Source organism: Neobacillus sp. NPDC093182 (genome assembly GCF_044754045.1).
The window spans coordinates 22832-38895 of record NZ_JBIVOI010000007.1; the positions used below are offsets into that span (position 1 = coordinate 22832).

Below are 16064 nucleotides of genomic sequence, written 5' to 3' on the forward strand. Positions count from 1 at the left end.
AAAGCTTCCTCTCACTTTTAGATTCCATACATTGTAAACTAGTAAGATAGTGAGAATTTCATGTTCCTATTCTAACAAGCTTACTTTCACCATCGTTTATTTTATTGGTGCAATTTCCTTTTTCCTAACTGGTGTTCCATATTCAAAGAACTCTTGTGGTAAGTTAGAACCGTACCAAATAATGGCATGCTCTAAATCTTTCCCTTTCCATTCAACGGTTTTCCAGGCTGGGTCAAAAATTTGATAACCCGTATCTCCGAATAATTCAACACGATTGCCCCCAGGTTCGATTACATATAGGAAGTAAGCCTGAGAGACACCGTGCTTGCCAGGACCTGCTTCAATTTTATAGCCGTGCTCCACCAATAATTCACTTACATCCATTAAATGTTGAGGGTACCCGTACCAGTAGCAAATATGGTGCAATCTTCCCTTTTCAGCTAACGCGTCTCCCATGATGGCCACTTCATGCACTAATGAGTTTGAACTTAACCAAGCTGCTACATCTGTATTATCATCATTTAAAATACGTTCTCGCACTTTAAATCCAAGTGCATTTTCTAAAAACTCAACGTTTTTATTTGTTTCTTTTGCCAGTACATTCACATGGTCTAAGCGACGTACTGGTACACCGCGACGAGGACGTTTCTGCGGACGACTCAGAAGTGGTGTTGCTTGCTCTTCTGTCGGTTTGAAATATTCAACCTCCCAAAGAATTTCCATTTTATGACCATCTGGTGTTGTAAATTGATACGCTGGTCCATGACCCACATCGCCTTGAATCCATCCGATACCATAACCTGTCGCTTCAATTTCTCGTACACGACGCTCTAGAGCTTGCGGAGAAGTTGCACGCCAGGCAACATGCCCAAGACCCGCTTCATCATTTTGGGTAATGATCAATGTATGATGATAAAAATCCTCGTAAGCACGCATATAAACGGAATCACCTTGACGATGCGATTCTTCCATCCCTAAAATTTCTTTAAAAAACCACACAGACTCTTCTACTTTCGGACTATAAATTTCAATATGTGCCAAATGTGCTACATCAAAAATAGGTTCTTTCATCATTTCCATTCCCTCCAAAGTTTTATTTACCAGATTGGGTTTCCTTTAAAGCCAAAGATTGACTTGCCATATGAAGCCATTGCATCTTCGTAGTGGTGCGTCGGATGAGAAGCTGCTGTCATCAGGTCACGTACAAACAATTCAGTAGGCTGCCCTTTAAATACGGAGTTTCCACCTAAAGTAAGTAATATACGGAGCGCCATCTCTGAAGTCGTCCTCGCTATATGCCCACGGATCCCAAACAATTTTTCACGTTCTTCTTCATCCAATGTTGTCATGCCATTTTGCTCGTAATACGTTAACTTCTCACAGTACTCATTTGCTAAGCCTTTTAAAGAACTTAATTGAAGCTTTAATTCCGCCAGTACGCGCTGGCTGCTGGCTGCTTCTTTTTCATTTGCATTATTGTTGAAAACGCGAATCCTATTTTCTGTTTTTTCTTGGAAGATTTCAATCAATCGTTCAACGCCGCCTATCTGAATAAATTGGAAACCCATCAAGAACCATGGGATATATGGAACATTGAAGATTTGATAGTCCTGTTCAAAATTGCCATCTACTGGGCCTTCACCGTTAATGACACGAGTTGCATGAAAAATTCGATTCGGCGGTATGTAAACGTTATCAACTTTCACCGCGTTACTTCCTGAGCCACGCAAGCCCATTGCATCCCAGTTATGGATAATTTCCGCTTCCTCTTTATTCAAAATAAACATGCAATATTCCGGCTCGGTGCCATCCTTTAACTTGGCAATTGCGCCTAAACCAATCCAATCACTCCAAAGCACGCCACTGCAGAAGTTCCATTGACCTGTAAGGCGATAGCCTTCGCCATCATCTGTTACTTTACCGACTGGAGCAAATACATCTGCCATTAATCCACCATGATTGTATAATTCATCACGGCTTTCTTTTGGCAAAAAAGCAACCCAGGTTTCATGAATCACAAAGAAGTAACTTAACCAGGCAGCAGCGACACTATGATTAGCGATTGTGCGGATGATTTCACCAAACGTAAAATAATCCAAATATTGACCACCATAAGCTTTCGGTCGCATAAGCTTATGAAAACCAGCTTCCTTTATTTTTTCAATCACTTCATCTGGAAGCTTTGAATCTTGATCGGCCTTTAAAGCATATTTTTCAGCTAATATACCGACCTCCTTTGCCCTCTTAAGAAGTTCTTCTTTGTTGGGAGTCTTTTTAACTTCTAAAAGATTAACTGCCATATACCTTCCTCCTCTAAAGTAAACGTTTTCAAATCTTATAAAGCACCTGCTCCTGATTTGAATTATAATATTTAGAATATTTTAAATATACCTACGTAAAATATTGAATTTAGATTGTTTTTAACACGTTTCCTATTAAATATTTTCTTTATATAGTTAATTAGATTGCGTAAATCCCTTTTAAAAGAAAGGATGTTAGTTAGATTGTTATTGTAAAATGAGAATCAAACGAACCATTTCATTATTAACTAAGAAAAAGCCTTGTCCATTAAATGTAAAGTGTTCCGTTTTGATTAAATATATATAGGTATTACAAAGGATTAAATTAAAAGCTCGAATCATCGCACCCGTAGTTTAAGTACATTTCTTCACAAACTTTCATTTTAATAATACCCCTGTCAAAAATAAAAACTTCTCTAGTTAGAGAAGTCGTAAAAAAGCTTGCCCTGAAAATCATCATTGTGCAAAAACGTTTAAATATTCATTGTAATCCTCATTAAGCCTCTAGCTTATTGATACCTAACTTCTCCTGAAGGAAATGACATATGCCAATTCATCCGTCATTCTTCTGTAATTAAGATAGCACCCAAAATCGGGACCCTGTATAATAATTGTTGAAACGTTTTAACACAATCAAACGAGCAACCTACTCTGGATTGTATTCCATAAGTTAATATGTCTTATTGTGTTAATAGTTTCTGAGCCACGATATACCCCGATCCACCATTTACCCCATGTCCGGGCCAAGTTGCGGCCCCGAGCATATACACATTTGGAATTGCTGTCTGATGACCCGGCTGCCCTGGTAATGGTCTCAAAAGATAACTCTGACCTAAATCATGTGCACCACCATACGGATCCCCTGGACCAGCATTTGGGTTATACTTAGCGATTGTGTCTGGTGTGACCACGTATTTTCCAATGACAGCGCTTGGGATGTTTGGTATATGCTTGCTGACCACGTTTAGGACGCGTTCTGTAAAACGCTCTGTCAAATCATGCGACCATGTCCCATCCCCCACATCGATGAGATTTGCAGCATCCCCGCTTGGTCTTATAGGTACTTCCAGCACTTGAATACGCATGATGGCCTTTCCTGCAGGTGCCCGCGTAGGATCAAGATTTGTCGAACAATCTACGGTAAAAGTCGGATTTGACGGAAGCAGATTAGCTGCTCCTTGGGCAATGGCTAAGGTAAATCCGTCTAGCCCATCTGTTAAATGTGGCTGACCGACACGGTTAAACCGCTTATCCGGCCAGTTTGGCGGCTCACTCAAAGCTAAATGAATTTGCACACAGCCTCTGCCGTATCGATACTGTTTTGCTTGCGCACGCAGTGGTGGTGATATTTCGGTATCGGCTAATAACGAGAGATACAGCTGGTCAGGTGAGGTTGAGGCCACGACTGCCTGTTTGGCACGGTACTTTTTCCCCTTGGAGGTCCTTACGCCAACTGCTCTACCATTTTCCACTAAAATCCGCTCAACCTGAATCTCTGTAAGAATTTCCCCGCCTTGGTCCGTGATCAGCTGAGCTAAAGCTTGAACTAATTTCTCACTGCCGCCCTCCGGTATTGGCATTCCGCCGCCCATCACTGCCATCATGGTGAGCGGCACCCAAATTCCACTTCCCACCTCATCCGGTGTGCGTCCAAGGTGAGTAACCCAGGAAGCAAGCATCGCCCTCGTCACAGGTGACTGAAGCGAACTTACCGTATTACGGGCCGTTGAAACGAGCGATGCTGCAAATGGTGAATAACCCACGCCGCCCTCTTGATGAAGTAAACGCTGGATGATAGGTGCAGCTTCTGGACTGGAAAGATCCATATTAAATAACCTAAAAACATCGTTTACATAAGGATTCAACTGTTCAAACATGCCTGCCAGCGCTGTGCCGTCACCAGGAGCCAACCGTTCCACCTCGGCGATGAGATCCTCAAAAGAAGAAGGAAGGACCGCTGTTCGTCCGTCTTCGAACGAAACGCCAGTCGGCAGGTCTGTATTTATATAGCGAAGCCCACGTGCTTCTAAGTCCTCTCTTAACTCTGCGTACACTGGTCCGGTTGTAAAGAGCGGATGAGCCGCGGCATAGACATCATGTTTGAAACCTGGCAGTGTCAGCTCTTCTGTGCGCAGAAATCCTCCTGGACGGTCATTTTTTTCTAAAACTAATACACTTCTCCCGGCCCGTGTTAAATAGGCAGCCGTTATTAACGCATTATGGCCGCTGCCAATAATAATTACATCAAATTGATCCATCATATCTCTCCTTTTACGATATCTACGTAAAAGGATATTATGGTTTTTAGATAATAAGTACTAAATTTAGGACAATTATAAAAAATATTTTTAGGACGTCTCTACCATTAAGGAAGGCCTTCAAAATTTTAAGAAATCTTTAATTTATGCATCGAAGTCTTGGGATAATCGTTTTGTAAAACCAGAAGAGCAAACAGTAATAAACTATTTCCAATTGCTGTAGAACTGCTAACTTTTAATTTTTATTATCTGATTGTAGGACAATCGCAGCACCTAGTTGTACTTCACTATACAAATCTTTTTCAAAGAATTTATTTCTAAGGTTCTTCTAGTTAAGCCAGAAGATTTAAAATGCTTAAGGGAGAACTACGTTAAACGATAAACGTGTAAATCCCCGACCTCATAGTGGGGTGGGGTTTTTTGTGGACATAATAAAAACATCTCCTATAAGGGGGGAGGATCCTGTTTTTCTTAAGAAACACCATTGCATAATTTACTACTTAACTGAAAAAAATATATTATTACTATGTTTTTGGAGGTGTAATGATAATGGCATTTGAGAAGGGGCTCGCTCAATCAGAAAAAGCTTATAACCAGCTCACTGAAATCAGTTCTTTATTTGCAAAAACAGTGACGGAAGAAATTCTCTCAACATGGCAATGGTGGTTTGGTCTCGCACTATTTATTGTTCCATGGATTGTTTGGTTTAGACTCAGGAAGAAAGATAGCACGGGACGTCTCCTTTTAGGCGGCTTACTGACTATATTATTATCACTTACAATCGATCTTGCTGCCTTATCTTTAGGGCTCTGGTCATACCCAATGGTAATCATCCCTCTAGCACCTTTTCTATTTTTACCCTATCACTTTTCTTTAGCACCCGTTGCTATAATGTTAGCTCTACAAATAAAACCAAAAATGAATACCTTGTTAAAGGGTATCTTATTTTCTTCAATTGCGGCATTTGGAGGAATGAATTTCTTTAATGCTATCGACTTTTACAACCCTAAGAATTGGTCCACTCTATATGATTTTATTATTTTTTTTACTCTTTACTATGCCGCTTATTCGGTTACAAAGATTGAGAGCTATAATAAATTAGATAAGGGAAAAATCTAACAAGTTCCTCATTGTAAGGAAGCATTCAGTGCCGTTTTGAGTACCAGTATTATAAGTAGTTTTGGCACTCTTTTTAAATTGAGGAATACTTATTGTCCAACAAAAAACGATGTCAATTGTTATGTAAAAGTTTATGAAATTCCGAACAAACCTTGATAAATAAAGAAAAAGACGTATGCCAATTCATACGTCAATTCTTGTGTCATTTATTAAGAAAGCACCCGAAAACGGAACCCTTTACATTAAATGGACAAGGCCTAATAGTTAAATCTCAATTTTACCTTTTGCTTTTAAAATATTGATGGCTAGATATAGCGTGAAGGCATATTGTGTATCATTCAGATCATGGTTTAATATCTCACTTATTTTGGTTAGTCGATAGCGTAAACCGCTAATCGACATGGATAATTCCTTCGCCGTATTGTTAATACTGCTTCCATTGTCTATATAGGCAAATAACGTTTTTATTAACTCATATTCGTTACTATCTGCTTCTAACAACCTGCCAATATGTTGATTGACGAACCGCTCAATCAACACATCATCCTGCAATTGGAATAAAACGCTTTCAATTCCTAGTTCTTCAAAGAAATAGATATTTTTTCGATTGTTTGTTGCACGTAATGCCGCTAAAGTTTCATTGTATAGCATGACGGTTTGTGAAAACTCCTGGATGACAGAACTAACACCGACAGAGATCCTATATTTTGGGAAGCGCCGTGAACAATGCTTTAACAATTGATCAATAAACGATGACTGTGATAAATGCAGTCTTTCAAAAGTAGGGTACTCAATTAATATAATAATTTTGTTGAGTTTTTGTGAAACGATCGAATTAATAGTCCGCTCTTTCAAAAATAAATGAATATGACGAATCATTTCTTCATTAAACGCTAATTCATTTTCAATACTTGATTCCTTTACAATTCGTTCAAACGTCAGCATCCAATAAGTCGAAGAAGGATTAAAATCTAAATAATAGGCGATTTTATACATTTCTTCCTTTGCTAATCGACCTTCCAAGATATCATTTAAAAAGCTCCGTTTAACCGTTTGCTCCGTATTAATTTTTATACTTTCATTCATTAATATAAGCGAAGACGTTAATGCAGCCTTTTCAATAATCATAAAATCAAGCTCATTAGGCTTATTCTCTTCTGTATAAACAAAAGAACAATAGCCTTTAATTTGCTGTCCATAATAAATTGGGGTCCGTAACAATGAAAGCTTTTCGGAATAACGTACAAATGTAGTGTTCGAATCTCTAAATCTATTTAAAGTAAGCTGATCCGGAAGGTTTCCTGATTTTACAATGATTTGATTATATTCATCTTCAATAAAGACTGTTAAACCTGTCGTTTCAAATAAAATATTAACCACTTTTTGTATTCCTTGGTTCGACAGTAATTCCTCAATTAATTGCCGGTGTATATCACTCGCTTTACTTAAATGGTCTCGCTCAATTTTTAACTTCGCTGTTACTTCATCGAGTTCTTTGATCATGCTATTTGCTTGATAGTAACTTAGGTCACTCGTAATTTCTTCTCCCCATTTTTCAATTGGCATACAAATAGATTTGCATTGCTCGTGGCCCATCGCACGACATTCAACTTCCTTAACCAAGATAGGCTGTTGCAGCACTTTTGACAGGTAACCGCTCGCATAACCACACAACGTATGACATACAGGCTCTTTACTGAGGCCTTTGGCTTTTAAATATTCAGATGCTTCAAACGTATTAATCCAAAGGACTTCTATAAAATTGCATTTCTTTTGCTCATCAAAGCTCATTTCTAAAATTTCCACTTTATCTAAGTAACCATGCAGCATGTGAAATTTAGGACCAGCTAATGCCAAATCTAACTCATCGTCCCATTCCAACGACATGGCTTTTTCCGCATCACTCACACCACAATGCCAGCCATAGCGAATAAACACGCCCCTCGTTCGTTCCTCGCCAATTACGGTAATGAGCTCATTTTTCAAATTTGTTCTAGCTTCAATCGGGATCGTAATAATTCGTTCATAAAATTGATTCACCACTTTTTCTTTGGGTGATTCAAAAGCATTCTTTATGTGCATCTGCTTAAAACCCATGTTTTTACTCAACCCCTTTGTCTTTGAACAACTTTCACATCTGTTTTGTTTTGCACTCTATACTACCATAATTTCCAGCTACAATCATCATTCTAACACATTCTTCTGAAAATTTAGATATCTATAACTAGACTCGCTCATGCATACTACAGTTTTTCTTTGAGAAAAAAACGTTTATTAAAAATATAAGCACCTTTGATAAATATGCTTTTTCTAGTTATATTTCGCTTTTAAAAGCTTGTCTTCCCAACTAAATTTGATGATTCTCCGATACGACTTCAGATTTTTCAATTGGGTTTGCTTGCGTGCCAAACAGGCCCTAAATAAACCATGATATATCGTATACTCTTATTACAATTGTAGGTGGCGAATTCTACCAATTAGGTCTATTAACCCAAGTTTTCGATATAAATTTAAATAGATATAGTGAAAAATAATCAATCAATTATTTAATAAAGGGGGAATTAGATGTTATATCCATTAATTAACAAAAGAGATATGATTCATATTGTAAAAGATATAAACCAGTGTGCATGTGGCCTAAGGTTCAACTCAGATTTAGTTATAAACAGGAAAGTTCTTAGAAGAATAAAATTTATTCCACTAGGCATGGTATCTTGTAAGGAATGTTTGTCAAAACTTCTTGACCTTGAGTAATTTTTAATTAGCATATCTCCAAGCTCACAGTTTGGGTCTAAAATCTCGTAGTACGGAATTTAATAATGTCATCTATCTTTATTGGATGAAGTTGGGGTGGACATTCAAGAGTCCCCCTATTTTATATTTTCATGGCCTGATACAAAAGGCCAATTCCCCTAACCAACACTTGGTAACAATTTGGTAAGCACTCTCCATCCTTTACCCTTTCATATCACATTTAAGTAGAAATTTGGTAAATTCCTATTTCGATCTTCTTCCACTTGTGTTTTAGCTTAAACAAAAAGCTTTCTATAAAGTTGGTAAACATGTCAAAACAAATTTGGTCATTAAATCCAAATAAACTCGGAGTATAAATATGGTTGTCTATACGCATTTATTTTTTAATCATATTGTACTATTAAATGTATTAATCTTTTAATAAGGAGTGGTTAAACTGCAAAGTAGATGGAATCCAAACCATAGAGATACTTCCCAAAAAAGAGGATATCAACCCAATGACACAGCAGATGCTGCACACGCCGAAGGAAAATTCACCACCGCTAGTGGATTTGCATCGCACGCCGAAGGGGAGTCCACAACTTCTAGTGGAATTGCCTCACATGCAGAAGGATTACTTACAAACGCAACTGGAAGGTTTTCACATACAGAAGGACTTGAGACGACAGCCAGTGGAGATATATCCCATGCGGAAGGGGAACAATCAACCGCAAGTGGAAAGAATTCTCATGCTGAAGGCTATTGTACAACAGCCTCTGGATTTATCTCTCACGCAGAAGGGGAGCTTTCTGTTGCAAGTGGAAGGACTTCTCATGCCGAAGGTTTTGGTACACGAGCAAGTGGCTGGTTCTCACATTCAGAAGGATTTAATACATTGGCTAATGGAACTTTTTCTCATGCCTCAGGATTTGGTACAAGCACCGGTGGCTGCGATGGTGCGTTTATCATTGGATCTAATGGAACTGCAAGTGCATCTAATTCTTTCTTTATAGCAAATGGTTCATCTGCATTTGACCCTGCAGGTTGTACGATATCTCTTTTAAATAATGGAAAGGGTTGTTTTGACGGTACTGTTTCAGCTTCTTCATTTGTCACCGCTCCTGGAGCATGTAATTATGCAGAAATGTACGAATCCTTAGATGGTCAACCAATTGAAGTTGGTTACTTCGTAACATTAGATGGTGAAAAAATCCGAAAAGCCCATGCAAATGACCACTTTATTTTAGGAATTACAAGCCCCAATCCAGGGATATTAGCTGATTCGGAAGATCAGGCTTTCGGTAAATATTTACTTGACGAATGGAATCGTCCTATTTATGAGGAAGTTACTATTCCAAAGGTAATACCACTTGAAGAAAATTTCATTATAGAGGAACATACAGAACTGAGAAAGAAGTTAAATCCGGAATGGGATCCTGAAAACCCATCCAGATTCCGCCTTATGAGACCTGAATGGGTAGCTGTTGGCCTTATTGGAAAAATGCTGGTACGGGATGACGGCACTTGTCAGGTTAATCGATTTTGTAAACCAAATAACGCAGGAATTGCTACAGAATCTGAAAATGGATTCAGGGTAATGAAACGTACGGGCCGAAATCAAATTTTAGTTCTGGTGACCCCACTACAAATAGTTGAAAATAAAACTACAATTGAACAGCTCAGTCAGCTTATACTATTTAAAGAAAAGGGTTATTTAACTATAGAAGAATTTGAGATTGAAAAACAAAAACTATTAAATAAATAATTTTCTTTGTTTCTCTTTAGGGAATTTTTCTTAAATAGTTGATGGCTTGGAATAAACTCCAAGCTCATCTTTATTAATAGTTGATTTCTAGAAAAAAATATCAATACTCTATGCTGCTCTGCAATCCGAACAGCTGCCTGGACATATTATTTTTTTGCTCGCGAATGCCTTTGAAAAATTTTGAACATATAGTATAGATAAATGTGGCATAATCCTGCCTCTACACATAGAATAAAATTGGTAATACACACCACTCAATTTGTGACTTGGGCATTTACAAGGATAGTGTTACTCGAGGAAACCTTTTAATAAAACATCCACGACCTCTTTTCGACTAAAGGTACTGGGAGGATGAATCCCTTTACGCAATAAGTTCCTTACTTTTGTTCCAGAAAGAATCACATGATTTTCATCTCCATGAGGACATGTTTTAGTCGAGGCCATTCCCTCACATTTTGAGCAATAAAAGCTATGTTCAAAAAAAAGAAGGTTTATTCCAAGTTCTTCGTTGGTAAAATTATCAAATATCCTTTGTGCCTCATAGGTGCCATAATAGTTACCAACTCCTGCATGGTCACGGCCAACTATAAAATGTGAACATCCGTAATTTTTCCGGACAATTGCATGAAAAATTGCCTCACGAGGCCCTGCATATCTCATTGCTGCAGGAAAAACAGATAATAAAACCCTATCTTTTGGATAATAATTATCTAATAATACTTGATAGCTTTCCATACGAATTTCTGCAGGAATATCATCACTCTTAGTCTCACCGACTATTGGATGTAAAAATAATCCATCTAAAAGTTCGAGGGCCGCTTTTTGAATATATTCATGGGCACGATGAACAGGATTCCTAGTTTGGAAACCAACTACCGTATTCCAACCAAGATCCGAAAACTTTTTTCTAGTAATTTCAGGGGTTAAATCGTATTGATTGAAATTTCCTATCTCAGGTTTTCGAACTAACCTAATCTCACCTGCAGCGTAGACATTAGGCCGTTCATATAATTTTTTAACCCCAGGATGTTGTTGGTCATTTGTTTTATATACACTTTCTGCCTCTTTTACTTTATCAGGTGTATACAATTGATTTAACTTTAAGACTCCATATACAACACCATCTTTCATCAACTTAATCCAATTGCCAATAGTTAACTCATTAGCTTGCTTCTCGTTAACCGGGAGTGTAATAGGTAAACTCCAAACAGTACCATCCGTTAGGCGCATACGGTCTACAACAGATTCATAATCTTCTTTATTCAGAAACCCTTTCAGCGGGCTATACGCTCCATTACCAATAAGATTAAGATCAGTTAAAGACACGTTATCTAGTTCTATTTCTTGTTTGAGAGTTCTATAATCAAATTCTGGTTCATATAAAGTGATTAGTGATCCTCCATGTGGAATAATCTTACTCATGATTAACAACCTCCTTCTATTCCATACTATTGGTGGAAGTTACCGTATTTGGCGGGGTGTCTTGAATCAAAATGGTAGTATATACCAGCTTGTACTTTTCATATTGATAATCTTTTAGAATATTAATCAAGCAGATTATTGCTACTAGCTAGATATTTCCTGCCCGATGTACTCTAAGGGGTTTACTTTTTGTATTAAGGCTTACTCTCTTCCGAATATATAAGCATATGTTTCCTTAAGGCCTTTAAGAATATCATATGTTGGTTGCCATTGAAGTGAACGAGAGGCATATTGATTATTAAGACAGCTATGTTTAATATCACCTTTTTTAGGATCAACCAGAACGTAATTAATAGGGGAATCGTGAATTTTATCTAAATAGCTAATCAATTGGTTTATAGATGTAGTATTTGAGGTGCTAATATTGAAAATTTTATTGTCGCCACGTTCGATTGCTGCAATATTAGCTAAAACAATGTCTTTTACATAAATAAAATCTCTTGTTTGTTCACCATCTCCATAGACCGTTAACAACTGATTTCTCTTGATTCGATTTAGAAAAACCGCAATGACCCCTCCCTCTCCTTTAGGTAATTGCCTTGGTCCATATACATTCCCATATCGAAGGATGGTAAAAGGAATTTTAAAAAGAATATTAAATATACGGATATAGGACTCTGCACTTAATTTTGATAAGCCGTAATACGAAATTGGTATAGTCACTTCAGTTTCCGATAATAAATTGGACTCCAAATCTCCATAAACAGCTGATGTCGAAGCAAAAATAAATTTTCTTACCCCAGCTTTATGACAAGCTTCAAGAATATTAATGGTTCCATTAATATTAACACTTGCATCGTAATTGGGGTCATTAATAGATTTTCCAACATCAGCTTGCGCCGCCAAATGGAATACAATGTTTGGTTTTTCTTTGATTATAATTTCTTTAGCTTTTGTCCCCCGAATATCCTCTTGATGAAAAATTGCAGAAGGATGAATATTTTCTAACTGACCAGATATAAGATTATCGAGCACATGAACTTCGAAGCCTCTATTAATAAGTTCCTCGACTAAATGGGAACCAATGAAACCTGCACCTCCAGTGACGATTGCCTTCATAAAAATAGGTCACCTCTTTTTCTTAATATTAGGACAAGATAACTACATCAAATGTATAGCGATGAATATTCTGTAGTAATCCATGAAAAATTCTTTTTGCAAAGTGGTTTTCACCACTTTCTTTTTTTTGAGGGAACAAGCAACCAAAGAAGCCTAAATTTTTGATTCGATAACAGCGGCAGCTCCTGCAACAGCCAGTACTAGAAAAAATGGAAAAGTAAATGGGAAATAGAAGTAGATAAATACTACAAATAGTGAGCACCAAAATCCTACACACCAAAAACAACTTAAGAGAGAACCGATCAAATTACGTATCCCTGTCCCCTTCATTTCGATTTTCTCTTCAAGTTGACCAAATTCATTTTCCTCTATTTTTACAGAAAAGAAGGGACTTCTAATAAAGGAGGTAATTTTATCATAGACAATTAAATGGGTTAATCGGAAGGATGCTAAAATGACAATAAATAAATCAATCCAATTCAAACTGTACATACCTTCACCTCCTTACTTCCATAAATCTGATACATTGTATGTTTCGCCCCTTTAAATGTTCCTTTGTTCCAGTGGGACCGTTTATAGAAGATGGCCCTTGCATACTTCCCTAATGAATGAAAACAGGAGGTAACGAATAAAGTGAAATGACGTATAATACTACAACCGGAGGGGAATTTTTATGGAGAACGAAAAATTGCCACAAGAAAAGCCAATAGTTTGTTCTGTTGTTACAGAATTACAAGCTGCTCAAGTAGCTAAATTATGCGAGAAATATAATATTCTATCAATCATTCAATTAAAGCCTGTTGTTGATATTTCCCAACTCAAAAAAATCTTAAAAACTAAGATGAAAGAAAGATTATATGAACCCTGCCCATGCGGTACAGGAAAGAAGTTTAAATTTTGCTGTTACCCACATGAGGCTGTTATTAAACTTTAAAGAATTAAGCTCTAAAATTTTTAAGACCGCTTGAAGCGGTCTTTTTAAAATAGTCTTATATTTATAAACTTTAAGTTTCATATTCTGTTTATTTATGGTTTACTCCTACCTGTTTGGGTTTGCCGCAACCGCATCCCCGAGAATCAGAATTCGCCCTTTTATTGGAAACAACTCCCTGTGAAGAATAACCGGCAGCTATTTTTCGTCCCATATAAATTTCGGATTGCGGTAACCTTTTAGAATGAGATCTATTTAACAGTTTGTTACTCCGTTTGCTTTTCAATCTAACTACCTCCTTACTAAATAGGATTCCTTAAAGTATATGTATCTATATTAACGATGTGTTCCACATTTATAGGGTAGAAGGTGTGTTTGAAAATTAAGTCGAAGGAACAATAAAAAACGGCGTTTTTTGGACCGCCGTTAAAGTTTACTCATCCATGATCAGTAAATTAAAAGGGATTACTTTTTTATTGTTCATTTTATAACAACGTACATCTACTTTTCCTTTATAAAACGAAACAATAAGGTACGCAATGTCATCATAAGGATTATTTTCAATATCATGCGATGAAGGAATAGCTAATGATGCAGGATGAGAGTGGAAAATACCTGTAAATATCTCATGTTTCTCATGCATTCCTGTAACAGCATGTTTAATAGCCTCTTTGGACATATAAAACCGATTGAGACTAATAGATTCATTTTTTATTTTCCATAAAGTGTTTCCTGTTTCATTCATACCCGATAGTAATCCGCATGCCTCATATGGCAATGTTTGTTTGCAATAATCAATCATTTCTTCATAAACTGACTTTTTAATATAGAAATTTTCTGGATTAGCTTCTAAATTAATTGACGGTTCCGGGAGATGAGGGCTGGGTGGTTTTACTTCTTAAAGTGAAAAAATCCATCGCGGTAGAGTTTGTTGTTTTAGCACTATTTTGTACAAGCCCCTGTTGATGCGTAATATTTCGTTGAAACCAATCACCTGATTGTTGTTGCTGTACCTGAGGTATATATGGTGTAGTTTCTGGTGTAATTGACTGTACAGATTCCTGACTGGTTTCTATCACCGGTTGTACTGACTGTTCAATTACGTTTTTTGAAGGCGGTTGTGTAATGAACTGCCTAATAAAGTTTTCCTTTTCTTTCAAGTTTGACTCTAATAAAGCTAACTTTGCTTTCATTTCATTCATTTGGTTTTCTGTATTTATCCTGTCTTTTTCATATTGAGTAATTTTTCCTTGATACACTTTCAGTTCAGAATTAAATTGCAGCATCTGTTTCTCAAAGGTTTGTTCACTTTCCTTTTGAATTTTATAAATTTCCATTTCCTTTGCCTTTAATTCTGCCGTTAACTCTTCATTTTTTTGCTCCAACTCTTCCATTTTAACAAGGGTAGCCTTTGTTTCAGCTAATTCAGTTTTTAATTCATCAATTTGTTTGGACCATGATCCTTTTTCTGTATCAAAAAGTTCCGATTTTTCCTTATACTCGTTTACCTGATCCTGGACATGTTCTAGTACATGAAGATAGGATTCTTTTTCACGCTGATAGTTATATGTTAAATTATTGAATTCCTCAATTTTTGTCTCCAATTCATCCTTCAGCTTAAGTTTTTCCGTTTCAAAAAGTTCGAGGCGAGTCAAGGAATCCTGGGCCTTTAGTAACTCAGTTTTCATCTTTTCAATCTGATTTTCTAGTTCAGTTTTCCGGGCCTCCGACTTATCTAATTCATCATAAAGTTGAACTATTTCCTGCATAAGCTTCTCATTCTCCTTTTTCAGCTTAATAATTTCTTTGTTTTTTTCTTTTAATTGGTCTTGCAGTGAACTTGCCGTACTGATAATTGTTTTTGTTTGACTAAATAATTCATTTAGTTGGGAAGTGATATCATCAATCCTATTTTCATCCAACTCAAATTTTACTGAAAATTCTGAGACACTATGGCGAAATGAGGTATTTTCCTCTTCAAGAATCGCAATCCTTCTTAGGAGACCTGCCTTTTCTTCTAGATAATAACGATTCTCTTTCTCTAGGCTCCTGGTTTCTTTCAGTCTATTTTTCAGACGCTTTAATATTTTTATTTTTAACGTTTCATAAGCCTGTATTTGTATTTTTGCTTTAGACAATTCTGTTTGATTCTTGTCAAACATCTCAAGTACGGCATTTTTCTCTGAGTCCAATTGGGTAATCTTCTGTTGATAAGATACGTTATTTTTAGTTATTTGTTCCATATTTTCTTTTAAAACTTCCAATCTGTGTACAAAATGTTTATTTTGCACAGATAGATCATCAACCATGTTTTTATATTCTTCTTTGTCCGCTTGCAGTATTATAATATCCTGTTGTAAATTCTCGATCGTTTCATCTTTTTCAGTTAATTGTTCAAGCGACGCATTAAGGCGTGT

Annotated in this window: 12 protein-coding genes; 3 read left to right on the plus strand and 9 right to left on the minus strand. The window is 36.8% G+C overall.

Features of this window, described 5'->3' with window-relative positions; all coding sequences use genetic code 11:
• Positions 1-96: 96 nt before the first annotated feature.
• The 3 genes from ACIQAA_RS13920 to ACIQAA_RS13930 all read right to left on the minus strand — a co-directional run bounded on the left by ACIQAA_RS13920 (position 97) and on the right by ACIQAA_RS13930 (position 4558).
• Positions 97-1074: a catechol 2,3-dioxygenase gene (locus ACIQAA_RS13920; protein ID WP_402620349.1), complete on the minus strand. Its 978-nt coding sequence runs from the start codon at positions 1072-1074 to the stop codon at positions 97-99.
• A gap of 23 nt (positions 1075-1097) precedes the next feature.
• Positions 1098-2300, minus strand: coding sequence for an acyl-CoA dehydrogenase family protein (locus ACIQAA_RS13925; RefSeq protein ID WP_402620352.1), 1203 nt, complete (start codon positions 2298-2300; stop codon positions 1098-1100).
• 680 nt (positions 2301-2980) lie between these two features.
• Positions 2981-4558 carry a phytoene desaturase family protein gene (locus ACIQAA_RS13930; RefSeq protein WP_402620355.1) on the minus strand — a complete coding sequence of 526 codons (1578 nt, stop codon included), beginning with the start codon at positions 4556-4558 and terminating at the stop codon, positions 2981-2983.
• Positions 4559-5107: 549 nt separating this feature from the next.
• Between ACIQAA_RS13930 and ACIQAA_RS13935 the strand changes: the two genes are divergently transcribed.
• Positions 5108-5677, plus strand: coding sequence for a CBO0543 family protein (locus ACIQAA_RS13935; protein ID WP_402620357.1), 570 nt, complete (start codon positions 5108-5110; stop codon positions 5675-5677).
• Positions 5678-5941: 264 nt separating this feature from the next.
• On the opposite strand, the gene ACIQAA_RS13940 is transcribed toward ACIQAA_RS13935, so the two are convergent.
• A complete protein-coding gene (locus ACIQAA_RS13940; RefSeq protein WP_402620360.1) occupies positions 5942-7774 on the minus strand; it encodes a XylR N-terminal domain-containing protein in 1833 nt (610 codons plus the stop codon).
• Positions 7775-8858: 1084 nt separating this feature from the next.
• Between ACIQAA_RS13940 and ACIQAA_RS13945 the strand changes: the two genes are divergently transcribed.
• The gene (locus tag ACIQAA_RS13945; protein WP_402620363.1) at positions 8859-10175 is read left to right on the plus strand and encodes a peptidase G2 autoproteolytic cleavage domain-containing protein; all 1317 of its coding nucleotides are present in this window, start codon (positions 8859-8861) and stop codon (positions 10173-10175) included.
• Positions 10176-10463: 288 nt separating this feature from the next.
• Here the strand turns inward: ACIQAA_RS13945 and sat are convergent, their stop codons facing one another.
• The 3 genes from sat to ACIQAA_RS13960 all read right to left on the minus strand — a co-directional run bounded on the left by sat (position 10464) and on the right by ACIQAA_RS13960 (position 13208).
• Positions 10464-11597, minus strand: a complete 1134-nt coding sequence (gene sat / locus ACIQAA_RS13950) for a sulfate adenylyltransferase (protein ID WP_402620366.1) — start codon at positions 11595-11597, stop codon at positions 10464-10466.
• A 201-nt stretch (positions 11598-11798) separates the two neighbouring features.
• Positions 11799-12716 carry an NAD-dependent epimerase/dehydratase family protein gene (locus ACIQAA_RS13955; protein WP_402620369.1) on the minus strand — a complete coding sequence of 306 codons (918 nt, stop codon included), beginning with the start codon at positions 12714-12716 and terminating at the stop codon, positions 11799-11801.
• Positions 12717-12869: 153 nt separating this feature from the next.
• A complete protein-coding gene (locus tag ACIQAA_RS13960) occupies positions 12870-13208 on the minus strand; it encodes a DUF1360 domain-containing protein (protein ID WP_402620372.1) in 339 nt (112 codons plus the stop codon).
• A 181-nt stretch (positions 13209-13389) separates the two neighbouring features.
• On the opposite strand from ACIQAA_RS13960, the gene ACIQAA_RS13965 reads away from it, so the two are divergent.
• Positions 13390-13650 carry an SEC-C metal-binding domain-containing protein gene (locus ACIQAA_RS13965; protein WP_402620375.1) on the plus strand — a complete coding sequence of 87 codons (261 nt, stop codon included), beginning with the start codon at positions 13390-13392 and terminating at the stop codon, positions 13648-13650.
• Between the two features lie 430 nt (positions 13651-14080).
• Here ACIQAA_RS13965 and ACIQAA_RS13970 read toward each other — a convergent pair whose 3' ends face one another.
• Both ACIQAA_RS13970 and ACIQAA_RS13975 read right to left on the minus strand, forming a co-directional pair.
• Positions 14081-14506 carry a M67 family metallopeptidase gene (locus ACIQAA_RS13970; RefSeq protein ID WP_402620994.1) on the minus strand — a complete coding sequence of 142 codons (426 nt, stop codon included), beginning with the start codon at positions 14504-14506 and terminating at the stop codon, positions 14081-14083.
• A partial coding sequence (locus ACIQAA_RS13975) for a hypothetical protein (RefSeq protein ID WP_402620378.1) occupies positions 14502-16064 on the minus strand: 1563 nt, incomplete at its 5' end. The genes ACIQAA_RS13970 and ACIQAA_RS13975, both read right to left, overlap by 5 nt.

Coding starts and splice junctions, on each gene's coding strand:
- ACIQAA_RS13920 (WP_402620349.1), bottom strand. CDS start 1,074: ATGATGAAAGAACCTATTTTTGATGTAGCACATTTGGCACATATTGAA.
- sat (WP_402620366.1), bottom strand. CDS start 11,597: ATGAGTAAGATTATTCCACATGGAGGATCACTAATCACTTTATATGAA.
- ACIQAA_RS13925 (WP_402620352.1), bottom strand. CDS start 2,300: ATGGCAGTTAATCTTTTAGAAGTTAAAAAGACTCCCAACAAAGAAGAA.
- ACIQAA_RS13930 (WP_402620355.1), bottom strand. CDS start 4,558: ATGGATCAATTTGATGTAATTATTATTGGCAGCGGCCATAATGCGTTA.
- ACIQAA_RS13935 (WP_402620357.1), top strand. CDS start 5,108: ATGGCATTTGAGAAGGGGCTCGCTCAATCAGAAAAAGCTTATAACCAG.
- ACIQAA_RS13940 (WP_402620360.1), bottom strand. CDS start 7,774: ATGGGTTTTAAGCAGATGCACATAAAGAATGCTTTTGAATCACCCAAA.
- ACIQAA_RS13965 (WP_402620375.1), top strand. CDS start 13,390: ATGGAGAACGAAAAATTGCCACAAGAAAAGCCAATAGTTTGTTCTGTT.
- ACIQAA_RS13955 (WP_402620369.1), bottom strand. CDS start 12,716: ATGAAGGCAATCGTCACTGGAGGTGCAGGTTTCATTGGTTCCCATTTA.
- ACIQAA_RS13960 (WP_402620372.1), bottom strand. CDS start 13,208: ATGTACAGTTTGAATTGGATTGATTTATTTATTGTCATTTTAGCATCC.